Source organism: Pseudomonas sp. KT_2_4 (assembly GCF_041410225.1).
Lineage (GTDB): Bacteria > Pseudomonadota > Gammaproteobacteria > Pseudomonadales > Pseudomonadaceae > Aquipseudomonas > Aquipseudomonas paracarnis.
This window is the reverse complement of the sequence record NZ_CP166962.1, coordinates 3,574,787-3,589,513: the sequence shown is the minus strand read 5'-3', so window position 1 is coordinate 3,589,513 and position 14,727 is coordinate 3,574,787. Positions and strand designations below refer to the sequence as shown.

Below are 14,727 nucleotides of genomic sequence, written 5' to 3'. Positions count from 1 at the left end.
AGGGTTGCGGCGCGGTCTGCATTCCTTATCCCGGTGCGACGTGGCCAGGGAGGCCCCGCACTTGCTGATTCAAATCAAAGCGTATTTGCCTGAGCTGTTATTATCCGCCGTATCTATTCAGTACGGATTGATCCATGTCCTCTCGCGAAATCCGCATCGCCACCCGTAAAAGCGCCTTGGCCTTGTGGCAGGCCGAATACGTCAAAGCACGCCTTGAACAGGCCCATCCCGGCCTCAAGGTCTCCCTGGTGCCCATGGTCAGTCGCGGCGACAAGCTGCTGGACTCGCCATTGTCGAAAATCGGCGGCAAGGGCCTGTTCGTCAAGGAGTTGGAAACTGCGCTGCTGGACAACGAAGCCGACATCGCCGTGCATTCGATGAAAGACGTGCCCATGGACTTCCCTGAAGGCCTGGGCCTTTTTTGTATCTGCGAGCGCGAAGACCCGCGCGACGCCTTCGTTTCCAACACCTTCGCGTCCCTGGACGAATTGCCGCTGGGCAGTATCGTTGGCACCTCCAGCCTGCGTCGCCAGGCCCAGTTGCTGACGCGGCGTCCCGACCTGCAGATCCGCTTTTTGCGTGGCAACGTCAACACGCGCCTGGCCAAGCTCGACGCCGGCGAATACGACGCGATCATCCTCGCCGCTGCCGGCTTGATCCGCCTGGGCTTTGAAGACCGCATCACCTCGGCCATCAGCGTCGAAGACAGCCTGCCCGCTGGCGGGCAGGGCGCAGTCGGAATCGAATGCCGCACCGCCGACAGCGAAATTCATGCGCTGCTAAAACCTCTCGATCACGCAGACACCGAAGTGCGCGTCACCGCCGAGCGTGCCTTGAACAAACACCTCAACGGTGGCTGCCAGGTGCCCATCGCCTGCTATGCCGTACTCGAGGGTGAGAACCTGTGGCTGCGTGGCCTGGTTGGTGATCCGGACGGCGGTAACCTGCTGACCGCCGAGGTACGTGGGCCGCAACGTGATGCCACGGCCTTGGGGATTCAGGTCGCCGAAGCGTTGCTGGAAAAAGGCGCGGGTACCATTTTGCAAAAAGTCTATGGCGAGGCCGGCCCGCAGTGACCGACTGGCGAGTGCTGCTGACGCGGCCTGCCGAGGAGTCGACGGCCCTGGCGGCGTTATTAGCCCAGAGCGGTATTCACAGCAACTGCCTGCCTTTGCTGGAGACTGAAGCCTTGCCGGTGACCGCAGAGCAACACGCGGTGTTCGGCGCGCTGCCGCGCTATCGCGCCGTCATCGTGGTGAGCAAGCCGGCTGCGCGCCTGGCGTTGCTGCGGTTGGGGGGCAGTGTGCCGCCAATGCCCTGGTTCAGTGTCGGCGCGGCCACGGCCCAGATATTGGCCGATCATGGCCTCAACGTTCACTTTCCCGCCACGGGCGATGACAGCGAGGCCTTGCTTGAACTGCCCGCCTTGCGCGAGGCTATTGCAGCGCCGGGTGCCCGGGTGTTGATCCTGCGCGGCGAGGGCGGGCGTGAGTTGCTGGCAGAGCGTTTACGCGAGCAAGGTGCTAGTGTCGATTACCTGGAATTGTATCGGCGTTTTCTTCCGGTGTATGAGAAGGGCGCGTTGATGCAACGCATCCAGTTGGAACGCTTGAACGGCCTGGTGGTCAGCAGTGGGCAGGGTTTTTTACACCTGCACGCGTTAGCCGGCCCCGATTGGCCAGAGGTGGCACAGCTGCCGTTGTTCGTGCCCAGCCCGCGTGTATATGAAATGGCGCGGGCCGCGGGTGCAGAAAAAGTTGTGGATTGTCGCGGCGCGAGTGCCGCGGCTTTGTTAGTGGCGTTAGGGAGCTATCCCGTTCCCACTCTCTGATACGCAAAGGACGGATACGTGAGCGAAACAGCCTTGCCTAAAGATGAAGCTCAGCCCGCGCTTGATGCGCCGGTCGAGACACCGGTCAGCGCGCCACGCCGTGGCAATGGCCTGGCAGTCGTCGCCTTGCTGTTGGGCGCTGCGGGCGTAGCCGCCGGCGGCTGGGGGATCTGGCAGGTCCGTGCCCTGCAAGCCAGCAGCCAGCACCAACTGGGCCAGGTGCAGACCCTGGATGACCAGTCCCAGAGCCTCAAGCAAGGCCAGCAACAGCTGGCCGCCCGCCTGGCGCAGTTGCCGGGTGCGGATGAGCTGGAAGAGCGTCGCCGCCTGGTCACTCAGTTGCAGGGTGATCAGCAGCGTCTCAACCAGCGTCTGGAAACCGTGTTGGGTGCCAGCCGCAAGGACTGGCGCCTGGCAGAGGCCGAGCATCTGATCCGTCTGGCCAGCTTGCGTTTGTCCGCCTTGCAAGACATCAACAGCGCCCAGTCGCTGGTGCAGGGGGCCGACGAAATTCTTCGCGAGCAAAGCGACCCAGGGGCTTTCGCTGCACGGGAGCAATTGGCCAAGAGCCTGGCCGCGCTGCGCAGCACCGAGCAACCGGACCGTACCGGCCTGTACCTGCAATTGGCTGCCTTGCGTGACCAGGTGGTGCAACTGGCGGCGATTGCCCCGGAGTATCAGCTCACGGAGCCTGCTTCCCAGGGGCGTCCCACCAGCGATACGCAGAACCAGTTGAGCCAGTGGTGGGAGCAGATCTCCCGTTATTTCCGCATCGACTTCAACCCGGATGACAACATCCGTCCCTTGTTGGCAGGCCAAGGCCTGAACCAAGTGCGGCTGGCCTTGAGCCTGGCGCTGGAGCAAGCCCAATGGGCTGCGCTTAACGGCGAGGCGGCGGTGTACAGCCGCTCGTTGGGAGAAGCGCGCAGCGTATTGCAGGACAACTTCAACCAGGACAACCCGCAGAGCAAGGCGATGCTGGCGCGTATTGCCGAGCTTGAGCCCAAGGCGGTGTCGGTGGTCACGCCTGACCTGGCTGCGAGCCTGGCTGCTGTGCAGGCGTACCTTGAACGCCGTCATCAGTCTGCCGACGAAGCCAAGGCTTCGGCTGGCAAACCGGCGACCCAGGAGTAGAGCTGATGAAGCGTTTCTATGTGATCCTGGTGCTCGCGATTGCGCTCGCGCTGGCCCTGGGTGTGGGCATTTCGAAACACACCGGCTACGTGTTGATTACTTATCCTCACCTGCTGCATTACGAATCAAGCCTGTGGGCGACATTGGTGGCGGTGTTCGCCATTGGCCTGGCGATTTACCTGATCCGCGTGTTATGGAGCCTGGTCAGCACATCCGGTGGCGTGGTCAACCCCTGGTCACGACGCAACCGCAGCCGTCGTGTGCAGATCGCTATCGAGCAAGGCCAGATGGACCTCGCCGAGGGCCGCTGGGCCAGCGCCGAACGCCACCTGCACCGCGCCGCCGAAGCAGAGCGCCAACCCCTGCTGTATTACATCGGTGCCGCCCGTGCGGCCAATGAACAGGGCCGTTATGAGGAATCCGACGGCTTGCTGGAGCGTGCGTTGGAACGCCAGCCCCAGGCCGAACTGGCCATTGCACTGAGCCATGCGCAGTTGCAGATGGACCGTGGCGATACGGAAGGCGCACTGGTCACTCTTCAGGCGATGCATGAGCGTCATCCGCATAACGCGCAAGTACTGCGACAGTTGCAACGTCTGCATCAGCAGCGTGGCGATTGGTCGTCTGTGATTCGCCTGCTGCCTGAGCTGCGCAAGGACAAAGTCTTGCCCGCCAATGAGCTGGCCGAGCTGGAGCGTCGCGCCTGGGGCGAGAGTCTGAGCCTGGCGGCCCAGCGTGAAGAGCAAGGCGAAGCAGGGTTGCAGTCTCTGGAGCGCGCATGGGAGCAACTGACCGCAGCCCAGCGCCAACAGCCACAACTGGTATTGGCGTATGCCGACCAACTGCGTCGATTGGGCGCAGATGCCAAGGCCGAAGAAGTGCTGCGTGGCGCCCTTAAACGCGGTTATGACAGTCACCTGATCCGGTTGTATGGCCTGCTGCGCGGCAGTGATCCTGCGCGGCAACTGAAGTTTGCCGAAGGCTGGCTCAAGGACCATCCAGGCGATGCCAGCCTGCTGCTGACGCTGGGTCGTCTGTGCCTGCAAAACAGTCTGTGGGGCAAGGCGCGGGATTATCTGGAAAGCAGCCTGCAAGTACAGCGCAATCCCGAAGCCTGCGCCGAATTGGCTCGCCTGCTGGCCCAATTGGGCGATACCGAGCGCAGCAACCAGCTGTTTCAGGAGGGCTTGGGGTTGCTCGACAATCGTCTGCTGTCCTCGCCGCTGCCAGTGCCTGCGCGAGTTTGAAGTAGGAAAGGGTGGATGGGTTGGCTAGGACCGATCTGACACCCAACCCTTCAAACCCTGCAACCCCTCGGCTTAACTGGCTTTGTTACTAATTCCTACTTGTCTTGGCTGATTTTCCTCGGGCCCGTGGCGGGATGTCCTTATGTTTTCGAGGAAAAGTCCGCTCTAGGGCGTATTGAAAGGGGTCGGGCCTTTCCTCTACCGTAGCGACCTATCTCTTGCAGTGCGGATAAACAATGTCTCTGGCCCCTTTACGCTCTTTGTTTTTCCTGGCGTTCATGGCGGGTGCGCTGACGTTGGGCGCGTCTTACTACCTTCAATACGGTGCGCTGCTACGACCTTGTTTTCTATGCCAGGTACAACGCCTGTTCCTCGCGTCTTTTGCCTTGATCAACCTGATTGCCGCGCTTCACAAACCTGGGCGTTCCGGCCTTTGTCTTTATGGGTTGGCGAGCATGGGCTGTGCGTTGCTGGGCGCCATCACCGCAGGCCGGCAAGTCCTGTTGCAGAACAGGCCGGCAAGCCAGGTGGGGGATTGCTGGCCCAGCCTGCAGGACATGCTTGAAAACCTGTCTGTCTGGCAGGCAACGCGCTCGGTGTTCAATGGCACGGTCGATTGCGTTGAAATCAACTGGACGCTGTTTGACTTGAGCCTGCCTGAGTGGAGCCTGCTGTTTTTTGTGGCGATGCTGATCCTGGGGTTCATGCAGGTGTCACGGCTGTTGTTCGGCAGGCATTTGCGCCTCGCAACACCTTGAAAACGAGACTCAGATTGTAGGAGCGGATTAAACACTTGTATGAACATTCTCTCCTGCGTACCTTGAAGCCATAGTCATGCGGGCATAATCTGGCCCGCACGCGTTATCCAAACCGCTTGTCAGACGCGGCCTTGTCCGTCTGCTGCTTCATCCTTGAAGTGTTGCGCAGGTACAGAGCTGCGGCGCCCCAATAGGGAAGAGAGATCATCATGTTGGAAAGTTGTCAGAATGCTCAGGAACGCTGGGGTGGGGTGCACAAGCTGATCGACAGCTGGTTGAAGGCACGTCACGAACTGGTTCGGGCCTTTGATGCTCTCGGCGCCAAGCCCGAAGCGTTGGGCGAGAATCGCAAGCCGTTGCAGGAGTTCTGTGAGGTGTTGGTGGACTACGTGTCTGCCGGCCATTTCGGCGTCTACGAGCAACTGACCAAGGAGGCCGAAGCCTTCGATGATCAGCGTGGCCTGGAGTTGGCTGAGACGCTTTATCCGCGCATCGATGTGATCACTGAAAAGCTGCTGGCGTTCACCGACCTGTGTGATGCCGGGAAATGTGTCGCGGAAAAATTCAAAGAGTTGGGGGCGCTGTTGCATGAGCGTTTCGAGCTGGAAGATTGCTTGATCGAAGTGCTGCACAACGCTCATAAGGAAGAACCCGCCACCCAGGCTTGAAGCTGGTGGCGAGGTAAGAAAAACGGTGCGCATGTCGCACCGTTTTTTTATGGGTCAGTGGCGAGTGCCGATTAGTTCGATCTCGAACACCAGCGGCGTATAGGGGGGGGATCAACTCACCTGCGCCGTCTGCGCCATAGGCCTGGGCTGAAGGAATCACCAGACGCCATTTCGCACCCACCGGCATCTGTTGTAATGCACTGCTCCAACCGCTGATCACGCTGTTGAGGCGAAACCATTGCGGTTGCGTACTTTTGTCGAAGACAGTTCCATCAGGCAGTCGGCCCACGTATTTAACCTGCACTTCATCGCTGGCCAACGGCTTGTTGCCAGTGCCGGGTGTCAGCTCGGTGAGCAGGATCCCATCGGCCAACTGACGAACGCCGGCTGCGGCTTTTTCCCTTGAGAGAAATTGCTGCTCGGCAGCGAGTGCTTTTTCGCTTTGAGGTCGTTGGGCGTCGGCGGCGTTCTGCGTTTCGTGCTGCGCGAGGATCTGTTCGATGCGCGCGTTATCCAGCGCCAGTGGCTTGCCTTGGTAGGCTTGCTTGAGTCCGTCGAGCAGGGCCTGTATCTGCAGGTCGGGGACTTCCTGGCGCAACCGTTCGCCAAGGCTTGCGCCCAGGCTATAGGCAAGATCGTGCGGGGTTGCGGCGGTGGTGTTTGACGAGGGTTGCTCGCTTGCATCGGCCACGCAGATCGCCAAGCCGAACACTAGAAAAAGGTAACGCGACATGGGCATTCTCCCGGCGAAAGTGCGACGGATTATGCCAGTGCGAGTGCGTAAAAAGTGGCGCGGTTTTCCGTTATATCGATAAGAATTTTCGCACGCTGCAACGCAACGCAAAGGATACTGTCAACATGCCCTAGCGGCGGTAAGAGCAGAGGGCTAGTATGAGCCGCACCCACGTCAGCCAGGAGGTAAACCATGTCGGCCAAACAGAAGCCTGTAAATACCCCGTTGCACTTGCTCCAACAACTTTCGGGCAGCCTGCTCGAACATCTGGAAAGCGCGTGCTCCCAAGCCTTGGCTGATGCAGAAAAGCTGCTCGCCAAACTGGAAAAGCAACGCGGTAAAGCGCAAGAAAAGCTGCACAAATCCCGCACCAAACTGCAAGACGCCGCCACTGCCGGCAAGTCCAAGGCACAAGCCAAAGCCAAAGGCGCGGTCAAAGAACTTGAAGAGCTGCTGGATGCTCTCAAGGATCGCCAAGCCGAAACCCGCAGCTACATTTCCCAACTCAAAAAAGACGCTCAAGAAAGCCTGAAACTGGCCCAAGGTGTTGGCCGTGTGAAGGAAGCCGTAGCTAAAGCACTGGGTGCTCGTACGCCTGCAAAAGTAGCCGCCAAGCCAACTGCTAAAACTGCTGCTGCCAAACCAGCTGCCAAGCCAGCCGCTAAAACCGCTGCTGCCAAACCAGCCGCGAAGCCAGCTGCTAAAACTGCTGTCGCCAAACCAGCTGCCAAGCCAGTCGCTAAAACCGCTGCTGCCAAACCAGCCGCGAAGCCAACTGCTAGAACGGCTGCTGCCAAACCAGCCGCGAAGCCAGCTGCTAAAACTGCTGCTGCCAAACCAGCGGCGAAGCCAGCTGCTAAAACTGCTGCCGCCAAACCAGCCGCGAAGCCAGCTGCTAAAACTGCTGCTGCCAAACCAGCCGCGAAGCCAGCTGCTAAAGCTGCTGCCGCCAAACCAGCTGCCAAGCCAGTCGCTAAAACCGCTGCTGCCAAACCAGCTCCCAAGCCAGTCGCTAAAACCGCTGCTGCCAAACCAGCCGCGAAGCCAGCCGCTAAACCTGCTGCTGCCAAACCAGCCGCGAAGCCAGCCGCTAAACCTGCTGCTGCCAAACCAGCTGCCAAGCCAGTCGCTAAAACCGCTGCTGCCAAACCAGCCGCTAAAACCGCTGCTGTCAAACCGGCTGCCAAGCCAGCCGCTAAACCTGCGGCTGCTAAACCAGCCGTGAAGCCAGCCGCCAAGCCAGCGCCCGCAAAGCCAGCCGCTCCAGCAGCACCCACTGCCACCCCGGCAGCAGCCACCGCTCCAACTGCATCGGCCAGCAGCACCCCTGCACCGGTAGCGCCAAGCACCACCCCAACCAGCGCTTCCTAAGTGTTGGTGGCCATGACGCGCAATTGCAGCAGCACGTCGTGGTCAAGGTTGGCGGCTTCGGTCGCCAGGCCTTCAAGCCAGTCTTGCTGATCCACCACCTCATTGATCGGCCATGTCTGCGCCAGCGCTTCCAAGCGCGCCAGCAACGTTCTTTCGGCCTCCAGCTCCAGTGTCTTGATCTGCTCGCGCAGCGATGCCAATTGCGCATCCTGCTGGGCCAAGGCTCGCCATTGCACGCGCACTTGTCGTAGCGGTTCGACTACCTGCACCCGCCACGGATGAGCCATCTGTTGCAGTGCCTGAACGCGTTCGGGCTTGTACGCCACACCTCGTTGCTCCAGCCAAGCACCACACAACAACAGGCACACGTCTGCCCCTTGCTCCTGCAAGCGCAGGCACGCGGCCTCCACGCCTGGGCGGGCATAGGTCGAAAGGGCAAAGCTCCACAGGTCAGCGCACATATTCACACCCAAGCCAGCGGCCAACGAAGCTGGTAGACTCCGCCGCCATTATGATCCGACTTCAAAGCCTAACATTACAGCGTGGCCCGCAACGTCTTCTTGAAGACGCCGAGCTGACCCTGCACGCCGGTCACAAAGCCGGCCTGATCGGTGCCAACGGCGCCGGCAAATCCACGTTGTTCGCCCTGTTGCTGGGGGAGCTGACCCCGGATTCCGGGGACTGCCTGCTGCCTGCCGACTGGCGCATTGCCCATATGCGCCAGGAGATCGACACCCTGGACCGTATCGCCATCGACTACGTGCTCGATGGCGACCTGCGCCTGCGCCAGGTGCAACACGACCTGGCTGAGGCCGAAAAAGCCCAGGACGGTGCCGCCCAGGCGCGCCTGCACTCGGAGCTGGACAGCGCCGACGGCTACACGGCCGACGCTCGCGCTCGCAAGATGCTCGCTGGCCTTGGGTTTACCAACGAACAGATGGACCGCCCGGTCGCCGACTTCTCCGGTGGCTGGCGCATGCGCCTGAACCTGGCTCAAGCGCTGATGTGCCCCTCTGACCTGCTGCTGCTCGACGAACCGACCAACCACTTGGACCTCGATGCGATCCTGTGGCTGGAAGATTTCCTCAAGAGTTACCAGGGCACCTTGCTGCTGATCTCCCACGACCGGGATTTCCTCGACGCCGTGGTCGATAACATCGCCCATGTCGAACAGAAGAAAATCACCCTTTACCGTGGCGGCTATACCGCGTTCGAACGCGCCCGCGCCGAACGCCTGGCCCAGCAGCAACAGGCCTTTGAAAAGCAACAGGCGCAACGTGCGCACATGGAAAGCTACATCGCAAGGTTCAAGGCCCAGGCTACCAAGGCCCGCCAGGCCCAGAGCCGGATCAAGGCCCTGGAACGCATGGAAGAGCTGTCGGCGGCCCACGTCGATTCGCCGTTCGACTTTGTCTTCCGTGAGTCGGTGAAGATCTCCAGCCCGCTGTTGGACCTCTCGGACGCTCGCCTTGGCTATGGCGACAAAACCATCCTTGAGAAGGTCAAGCTGCAGCTCACGCCGGGCGCACGCATCGGTTTGCTCGGCCCGAACGGCGCAGGCAAGTCGACACTGATCAAGAACCTTTCGGGTGAGCTTGAGCCGCTGGCCGGTCGCCTCACTCGTGGCGAGAACACGGTGGTGGGTTACTTCGCCCAGCATCAACTGGACTCGCTGGACGCCAAGGCAAGCCCGTTGTTGCACCTGCAACGCCTGGCGCCGACCGAGCGCGAGCAGACCCTGCGCGACTTCCTTGGCGGTTTCGACTTCCGTGGCGCGCGCATTGACGAACCTGTGCTGAATTTTTCCGGTGGCGAAAAAGCCCGACTGGCCCTGGCCCTGATCGCGTGGGATCGCCCGAACCTGTTGCTGCTCGACGAGCCGACCAACCACTTGGACCTGGAAATGCGCCTGGCGCTGACCATGGCCCTGCAGGAGTTCAGCGGTGCGGTATTGGTGGTGTCTCACGACCGTCACCTGCTCAAGAGCACCACCGACAACTTCCTGCTGGTGGCCGACGGTAAGGTCGAAGAGTTCGATGGCGACCTGGACGACTACGCGCGCTGGCTGACGGAGTACCGCCTGCGCAATGCGCCGGCCAGCAACACGCCGGTCAACCCGGACAAGACCGACAAGAAAGCCCAGCGCCAGGCCGCCGCCGCGCTGCGCCAGCAGTTGGCGCCGCACAAGCGTGAGGCCGACAAGCTGGAAGCCGAACTGGGCAAGGTGCATGAGCGCCTGGCCAAGATCGAAGCCAGCCTGGGCGACAGCGCCGTGTACGAGGCGGCGCGCAAGGACGAGCTGCGTGACCTGCTGGCCGAACAGGCCAAGCTCAAGGTGCGCGAGGGGCAGTTGGAGGAAACCTGGATGGAGGCCCTCGAATTGCTCGAAACCCTGCAAGCGGAGCTGGAGGCGCTGTCCTGATGGAGGCGTTGCAATTACCGGTACCGGTGCAATGGATCGAACCCATCTGGATCGGCGTGCAAATCCTGCTGATCCTGCTGGCTGGCTACCTGGCTCAGCGCTTCGTCGCAAAAGGCCTTACGCGCCTGGGTGAGCGCTACCCGTTCCCGCCGCAATTGCTGATGCCCCTGCGGGGCGGCTTGCGCTGGCTGATCATGGGCAGTGCGCTGATCTTTGTGCTGGGCCGCCTGGGTGTGTCTGCCACGGTGTTGTGGACGGCCCTGTCGGGGTTTGTCGCGGTGGCGGCCGTGGCGTTCTTCGCCATGTGGTCGGTGCTGTCGAACCTGCTGTGCGCGATCCTGATCTTCACGGTCGGGCCGTTTCGCCTCGGTGATATCGTCGAGTTGGTGGACACCGTCGACAAACCGGGCGTGAAGGGCCGGGTCGTGGCGATCAACTTGCTCTACACCACGCTGATCGAAGTCGAGGAAGCCGGGACCAACAGCGCGATGGTGCAGGTGCCCAATAGTCTGTTCTTCCAGCGTTCGGTACGCCGTTGGCCCGGCTCTGGCACTAATATCCTGTAGGCGCGAGCAAGCTCGCTCCTACAGAAATCTATAGCCAGCCTTTAGTCGCTGGAGTTAGCTTAAGGCACAACCGCTAACTCCCTTACGAGGTGTGCAATGGCTCTCGATACATGGCTGGCCTTTTTCCTGGCCAGTTGGATCATCTCCCTTTCTCCTGGCGCCGGTGCCATCGCCTCGATGTCCAGCGGCCTGCAATACGGTTTTGCGCGTGGCTACTGGAACGCCATCGGTCTGCAACTGGGCCTGGCGATGCAGATTGCGGTGGTCGCCGGTGGTTTGGGTGCCATTCTGGCGGCCTCGTCTACTGCGTTCTATGCGATCAAATGGTTTGGCGTGGCCTACCTCGTGTATCTGGCCATCAAACAATGGCGTGCCCTGCCCATGGACATGACCGATGACGCCGCCGTGCGCCCGATCGGCAAACCGATGGCGATGATGTTCCGCGGCTTCCTGGTTAACGCCAGCAATCCCAAGGCGCTGGTGTTTATGCTGGCGGTGCTGCCGCAGTTCGTGAACCCGCAGGCGCCGTTGTTGATCCAGTACCTGATCCTCGGTGCCACTATGATCAGCGTCGATATGATCGTGATGGCGGGCTATACAGGGTTGGCGTCGAAAGTCTTGCGCCTGTTGCGTACGCCCAAACAACAGAAACGCGTAAACCGCACCTTTGCTGGCTTGTTTGTCGGCGCTGCCGGTTTCCTGGCGAGCCTGCATCGCGCCACGGCCTGACCAAGCGACTGGCTCAAAAATGTGGGAGCGGGCTTGCTCGCGAATACGGTATCAGTCAAAGAAAATAGTGACTGAAGCACCGCGTTCGCGAGCAAGCCCGCTCCCACATTGGTTTTAGGGTGATATGAAATAACACCTTGAGTCGAATCCATTAAAGCTCAACAATAGTGTTACTTCGTATTTCCACTTGAGATTCATTCATGACCGCCCCTTTCCGCTTTCTCGCCTGGCTGCTGTTGCCGGCGTTGCTGTCGTGCAGCTTCAATCTGTTGGCCGCGACCGCCGAGGGCGCGCCGCAAGCCCTGCATTTGCTGGACTACATTGGCGCCGACTACCCACCCACGGTGGAGGCGGGCAAGGTGGTGGATGACTCGGAATACCGTGAACAAGTGGAATTTCTCGGGGTGTTGCAGGGGCTGGTGGCGGATTTGCCAGACAAACCCGAGCGCGCCGAGCTGATAAAGGGCGTTGATGAACTGCTGGCCGCGGTCACTGCCCACCAGGATGGCGCAAGCGTTGCCCGCCAGGCCCGTCAATTGGGTGCCAAGCTGGCCGTGGCGTATGAAGTCAGCCAGGCCCCGGCCATCACGCCGGACCCGACGCGCGGCGCGCCGCTCTACGCCCAGCATTGTTCGGTGTGCCACGGCACAGCAGGTGCCGGCGATGGCCCCGCAGGCATGGGCATGACGCCACCACCCGCTAACCTGCGCGATGCCACGCGCCTGGATCGCCTGAGCCTCTACGCGATCTACAACACCCTCGGCCTGGGCGTGGAGGGCACCGACATGCCGTCGTTCGCTGACCAATTGGACGACCGCCAGCGCTGGGACCTGGCAACCTATATCGCCGGCTTCACGGCCGACCCGGCCGCCGCCAAAGGCGAGCAGACATTCAACCTTGCCGACCTGGCCCGCCAGAACCCCAATGAAGTGCTCGCCGCTGACGGCCCTGGCGCTGCCGCGACATTCCGCGCTCAACGTGCCCAACCGCCGCAGGTTCAGCGTGGCCCTGCGCAGTTGCTCGACTACACCGCCGCCACCCTGGACAAGAGCCTCGCGGCCTTCCGCAACGGCGACCATGAGCAGGCTTACGATCTATCCGTCGCGGCCTATCTGGAAGGCTTCGAACTGGTGGAAAGCTCCCTGGATAACGTCGATGCCAATGTGCGCAAAGACACCGAGAAGGCCCTGATGGCCTATCGGCAATCGTTGCAGGACGGCTTGCCTATCGAGCAGGTGCAGCAGCGCTTGGACTTGGCCAAAGGCAAACTCACTGAATCGGCCGGTTTGCTGGGCGGCGATGGCCTGAGCTGGTCGTTGAGCTATATCTCCGGCTTGCTGATCCTGCTGCGCGAAGGCCTGGAAGCGATTCTGGTGCTGGCAGCGATCCTCGCCTTTCTGCGTAACACCGGCCAGCAATCGGCGGTGCGCAGCGTCAACGTCGGCTGGGGCCTGGCGCTGTTGGCAGGCTTGGGTACCTGGGCTTTGGCGGCCTATGTCATTGACGTCAGCGGTGCCCAGCGTGAGTTGCTTGAAGGCTGCACGGCGTTGTTTGCCAGTGTGATGGTGCTGTGGCTCGGCGTGTGGATGCACGACCGGCGGCACGCGGCGGCCTGGCAGGACTACATCAAGAGCAGCCTGGTGGGCGGCGGTGGGCGTTTCGGTTTTGCCGTGCTGGCGTTCTTCTCGGTGTACCGCGAACTGTTCGAAGTCATCCTGTTCTACGAAACCCTGTGGCTGCAAGCCGGCCCTGCCGGGCACAACGCGGTGCTGGCCGGTGGTGCCACGGCGTTGGTGCTGCTGGTGGGCCTGGCCTGGGTGATCCTGCGCGGTTCGGCGAAGTTGCCGCTGGCGCTGTTCTTCGGTATCAACGCCGCGCTGCTGTGTGCGCTGTCGGTGGTGTTTGCCGGGCACGGTGTGAAAGCCTTGCAGGAAGCAGGCATCTTCGGCACGCGGCCGGTGGCGTTCTTTGACTTCGACTGGCTGGGCATCCACGCCGATGCGTACTCGTTGGGGGCACAGGCCGTGGCGATCCTGGCGATTGTGGTGTTGTATGGCCGTAGCCGCCTGACCGAAAAGCGCCGGGTGGCGGCGTAGCATGCGCGTGTGGATCGACGCCGATGCCTGCCCTCGGGCGGCCAAGGACCAAGTGGTGAAGTTCGCCCTCAAGCGCCAGTTTGAGGTGGTGCTGGTGGCAGGTCAAAGCCAGATCAAACCGAGCTTTGCCTGTGTGAAGCTGATCGTGGTGCCCAGCGGGCCGGATGCCGCCGATGATTACCTGGTGGAGCACGCCGTGCCCGGCGAACTGGTGATTTGCAGCGACGTGCCCTTGGCCGACCGCCTGGTGAAGAAGGGCGTGACGGCCCTTGACCCGCGTGGCAAGGAATTCAGCCCAGCGAACATGAGCGAGCGGTTGGCGGTGCGTAACCTGTTTACCGACCTGCGCGAGCAAGGCCAGATGGGCGGCGGCCCACCGCCCCACAGCGAAAAGGACAAGCAGGCGTTTGCCAATGCGCTGGACCGAATCCTTACCCGCTTGATGAAACCACTGTAGGAGCGAGCAAGCTCGCTCCTACAGAAAGAGAGCGTCAGTCGTTCTCGTGAGTCAACTCCAACACCCGATCCACCAGCTTGTTGATGCCTGACGCCACCTCGCTGATGTTCTTGCCCAGCATGTAGGCCGGCGTACTCACCAGCTTGCGCGCCTGGTCTTCGACGATGTCCTCCACGGTGCATTCGAGGTGGGTGGCGCCCATCTTGTCCAGGGCTGCGGCGGTGCTGGCATCGTTGCCGATGGTGCAGGTCACGCCAGGGCCGTAGATCTTGGCGGCCAGGGCCGGCGAAATGCAGATCAACCCCACCGGCTTGCCCGCTTCGGCAAAGGCTTCAGCCAGTGCCAGCACCTGAGGGTTGATGCTGCAACCGGCGCCTTCCACGGCAAAGTTCGACAGGTTCTTGGCCGCACCAAACCCGCCCGGCACGATCAGCGCGTCAAAGTCTGCGGCGTTGGCTTGGCCTATATCCTTCACGGCGCCGCGGGCGATACGCGCGGATTCCACCAGCACGTTGCGCGACTCGGGCATTTCTTCGCCCGTGAGGTGGTTGATCACGTGCAACTGCGCAACGTCGGGTGCAAAGCATTCCACTTGAGCGCCGCGCTGGTCCAGGCGCAGCAGGGTGATCACGCTTTCATGGATCTCTGCGCCGTCGTACACGCCACAGCCGGAAAGGATCACTGCAATCTTTTTGCTCATGGGCATTTCTCCTGA

Annotated in this window: 14 protein-coding genes and 1 pseudogene; 12 read left to right on the top strand and 3 right to left on the bottom strand. The window is 61.4% G+C overall.

What is annotated here, in order from left to right:
- The first annotated feature begins 134 nt into the window (after window positions 1-134).
- The 6 genes from hemC (at window position 135) to AB9N64_RS16665 (ending at window position 5,638) form a co-directional block, all read left to right on the top strand.
- The gene (gene hemC / locus AB9N64_RS16690) at window positions 135-1,076 is read left to right on the top strand and encodes a hydroxymethylbilane synthase (protein ID WP_019819816.1); all 942 of its coding nucleotides are present in this window, start codon (window positions 135-137) and stop codon (window positions 1,074-1,076) included.
- Window positions 1,073-1,831, top strand: coding sequence for a uroporphyrinogen-III synthase (locus tag AB9N64_RS16685; protein ID WP_014720446.1), 759 nt, complete (start codon window positions 1,073-1,075; stop codon window positions 1,829-1,831). Before hemC ends, AB9N64_RS16685 begins: the two co-directional genes overlap by 4 nt.
- Before the next feature lie 18 nt (window positions 1,832-1,849).
- Window positions 1,850-2,965: a uroporphyrinogen-III C-methyltransferase gene (locus AB9N64_RS16680; protein ID WP_014720445.1), complete on the top strand. Its 1,116-nt coding sequence runs from the start codon at window positions 1,850-1,852 to the stop codon at window positions 2,963-2,965.
- A gap of 5 nt (window positions 2,966-2,970) precedes the next feature.
- Window positions 2,971-4,212 (top strand): heme biosynthesis protein HemY, encoded by a 1,242-nt coding sequence (locus AB9N64_RS16675; RefSeq protein WP_201914022.1) that lies wholly within the window; start codon window positions 2,971-2,973, stop codon window positions 4,210-4,212.
- A 236-nt stretch (window positions 4,213-4,448) separates the two neighbouring features.
- On the top strand, window positions 4,449-4,970 hold the full coding sequence (locus tag AB9N64_RS16670; RefSeq protein WP_236466493.1) for a disulfide bond formation protein B: 522 nt from the start codon (window positions 4,449-4,451) through the stop codon (window positions 4,968-4,970).
- Between the two features lie 209 nt (window positions 4,971-5,179).
- Complete coding sequence (locus tag AB9N64_RS16665; RefSeq protein ID WP_014720442.1) at window positions 5,180-5,638, top strand: Rsd/AlgQ family anti-sigma factor; 459 nt, start codon at window positions 5,180-5,182, stop codon at window positions 5,636-5,638.
- Window positions 5,639-5,692: 54 nt separating this feature from the next.
- Here AB9N64_RS16665 and AB9N64_RS16660 read toward each other — a convergent pair.
- Window positions 5,693-6,371, bottom strand: a pseudogene (locus tag AB9N64_RS16660) (FKBP-type peptidyl-prolyl cis-trans isomerase).
- A gap of 192 nt (window positions 6,372-6,563) precedes the next feature.
- Here AB9N64_RS16660 and AB9N64_RS16655 point away from each other — a divergent pair.
- Window positions 6,564-7,742 (top strand): AlgP family protein, encoded by a 1,179-nt coding sequence (locus AB9N64_RS16655; RefSeq protein ID WP_371359539.1) that lies wholly within the window; start codon window positions 6,564-6,566, stop codon window positions 7,740-7,742.
- Here AB9N64_RS16655 and AB9N64_RS16650 read toward each other — a convergent pair.
- Window positions 7,739-8,203 carry a TIGR02444 family protein gene (locus AB9N64_RS16650; protein WP_371359538.1) on the bottom strand — a complete coding sequence of 155 codons (465 nt, stop codon included), beginning with the start codon at window positions 8,201-8,203 and terminating at the stop codon, window positions 7,739-7,741. The two genes, AB9N64_RS16655 and AB9N64_RS16650, sit on opposite strands and share 4 nt — an antisense overlap.
- A gap of 50 nt (window positions 8,204-8,253) precedes the next feature.
- Here AB9N64_RS16650 and abc-f point away from each other — a divergent pair, with 50 nt between their 5' ends.
- From abc-f to AB9N64_RS16625, 5 genes are all read left to right on the top strand, one after another.
- Window positions 8,254-10,164, top strand: a complete 1,911-nt coding sequence (gene abc-f / locus AB9N64_RS16645) for a ribosomal protection-like ABC-F family protein (RefSeq protein WP_014720438.1) — start codon at window positions 8,254-8,256, stop codon at window positions 10,162-10,164.
- The gene (locus tag AB9N64_RS16640; RefSeq protein WP_003195372.1) at window positions 10,164-10,730 is read left to right on the top strand and encodes a mechanosensitive ion channel family protein; all 567 of its coding nucleotides are present in this window, start codon (window positions 10,164-10,166) and stop codon (window positions 10,728-10,730) included. The genes abc-f and AB9N64_RS16640 overlap by 1 nt, the downstream gene beginning before the upstream one ends.
- A 96-nt stretch (window positions 10,731-10,826) precedes the next feature.
- The gene (locus AB9N64_RS16635; protein ID WP_060766877.1) at window positions 10,827-11,459 is read left to right on the top strand and encodes a LysE family transporter; all 633 of its coding nucleotides are present in this window, start codon (window positions 10,827-10,829) and stop codon (window positions 11,457-11,459) included.
- A 200-nt stretch (window positions 11,460-11,659) separates the two neighbouring features.
- Window positions 11,660-13,555, top strand: coding sequence for an FTR1 family protein (locus AB9N64_RS16630; RefSeq protein ID WP_371359537.1), 1,896 nt, complete (start codon window positions 11,660-11,662; stop codon window positions 13,553-13,555).
- 1 nt (window position 13,556) lies between these two features.
- Entirely contained in the window at window positions 13,557-14,012 is a 456-nt protein-coding gene (locus AB9N64_RS16625) for a YaiI/YqxD family protein (protein ID WP_014720436.1), read from the top strand.
- A gap of 34 nt (window positions 14,013-14,046) precedes the next feature.
- Here the strand turns inward: AB9N64_RS16625 and elbB are convergent, their stop codons facing one another.
- Entirely contained in the window at window positions 14,047-14,712 is a 666-nt protein-coding gene (gene elbB / locus AB9N64_RS16620; RefSeq protein WP_032902239.1) for an isoprenoid biosynthesis glyoxalase ElbB, read from the bottom strand.
- Window positions 14,713-14,727: the final 15 nt, after the last annotated feature.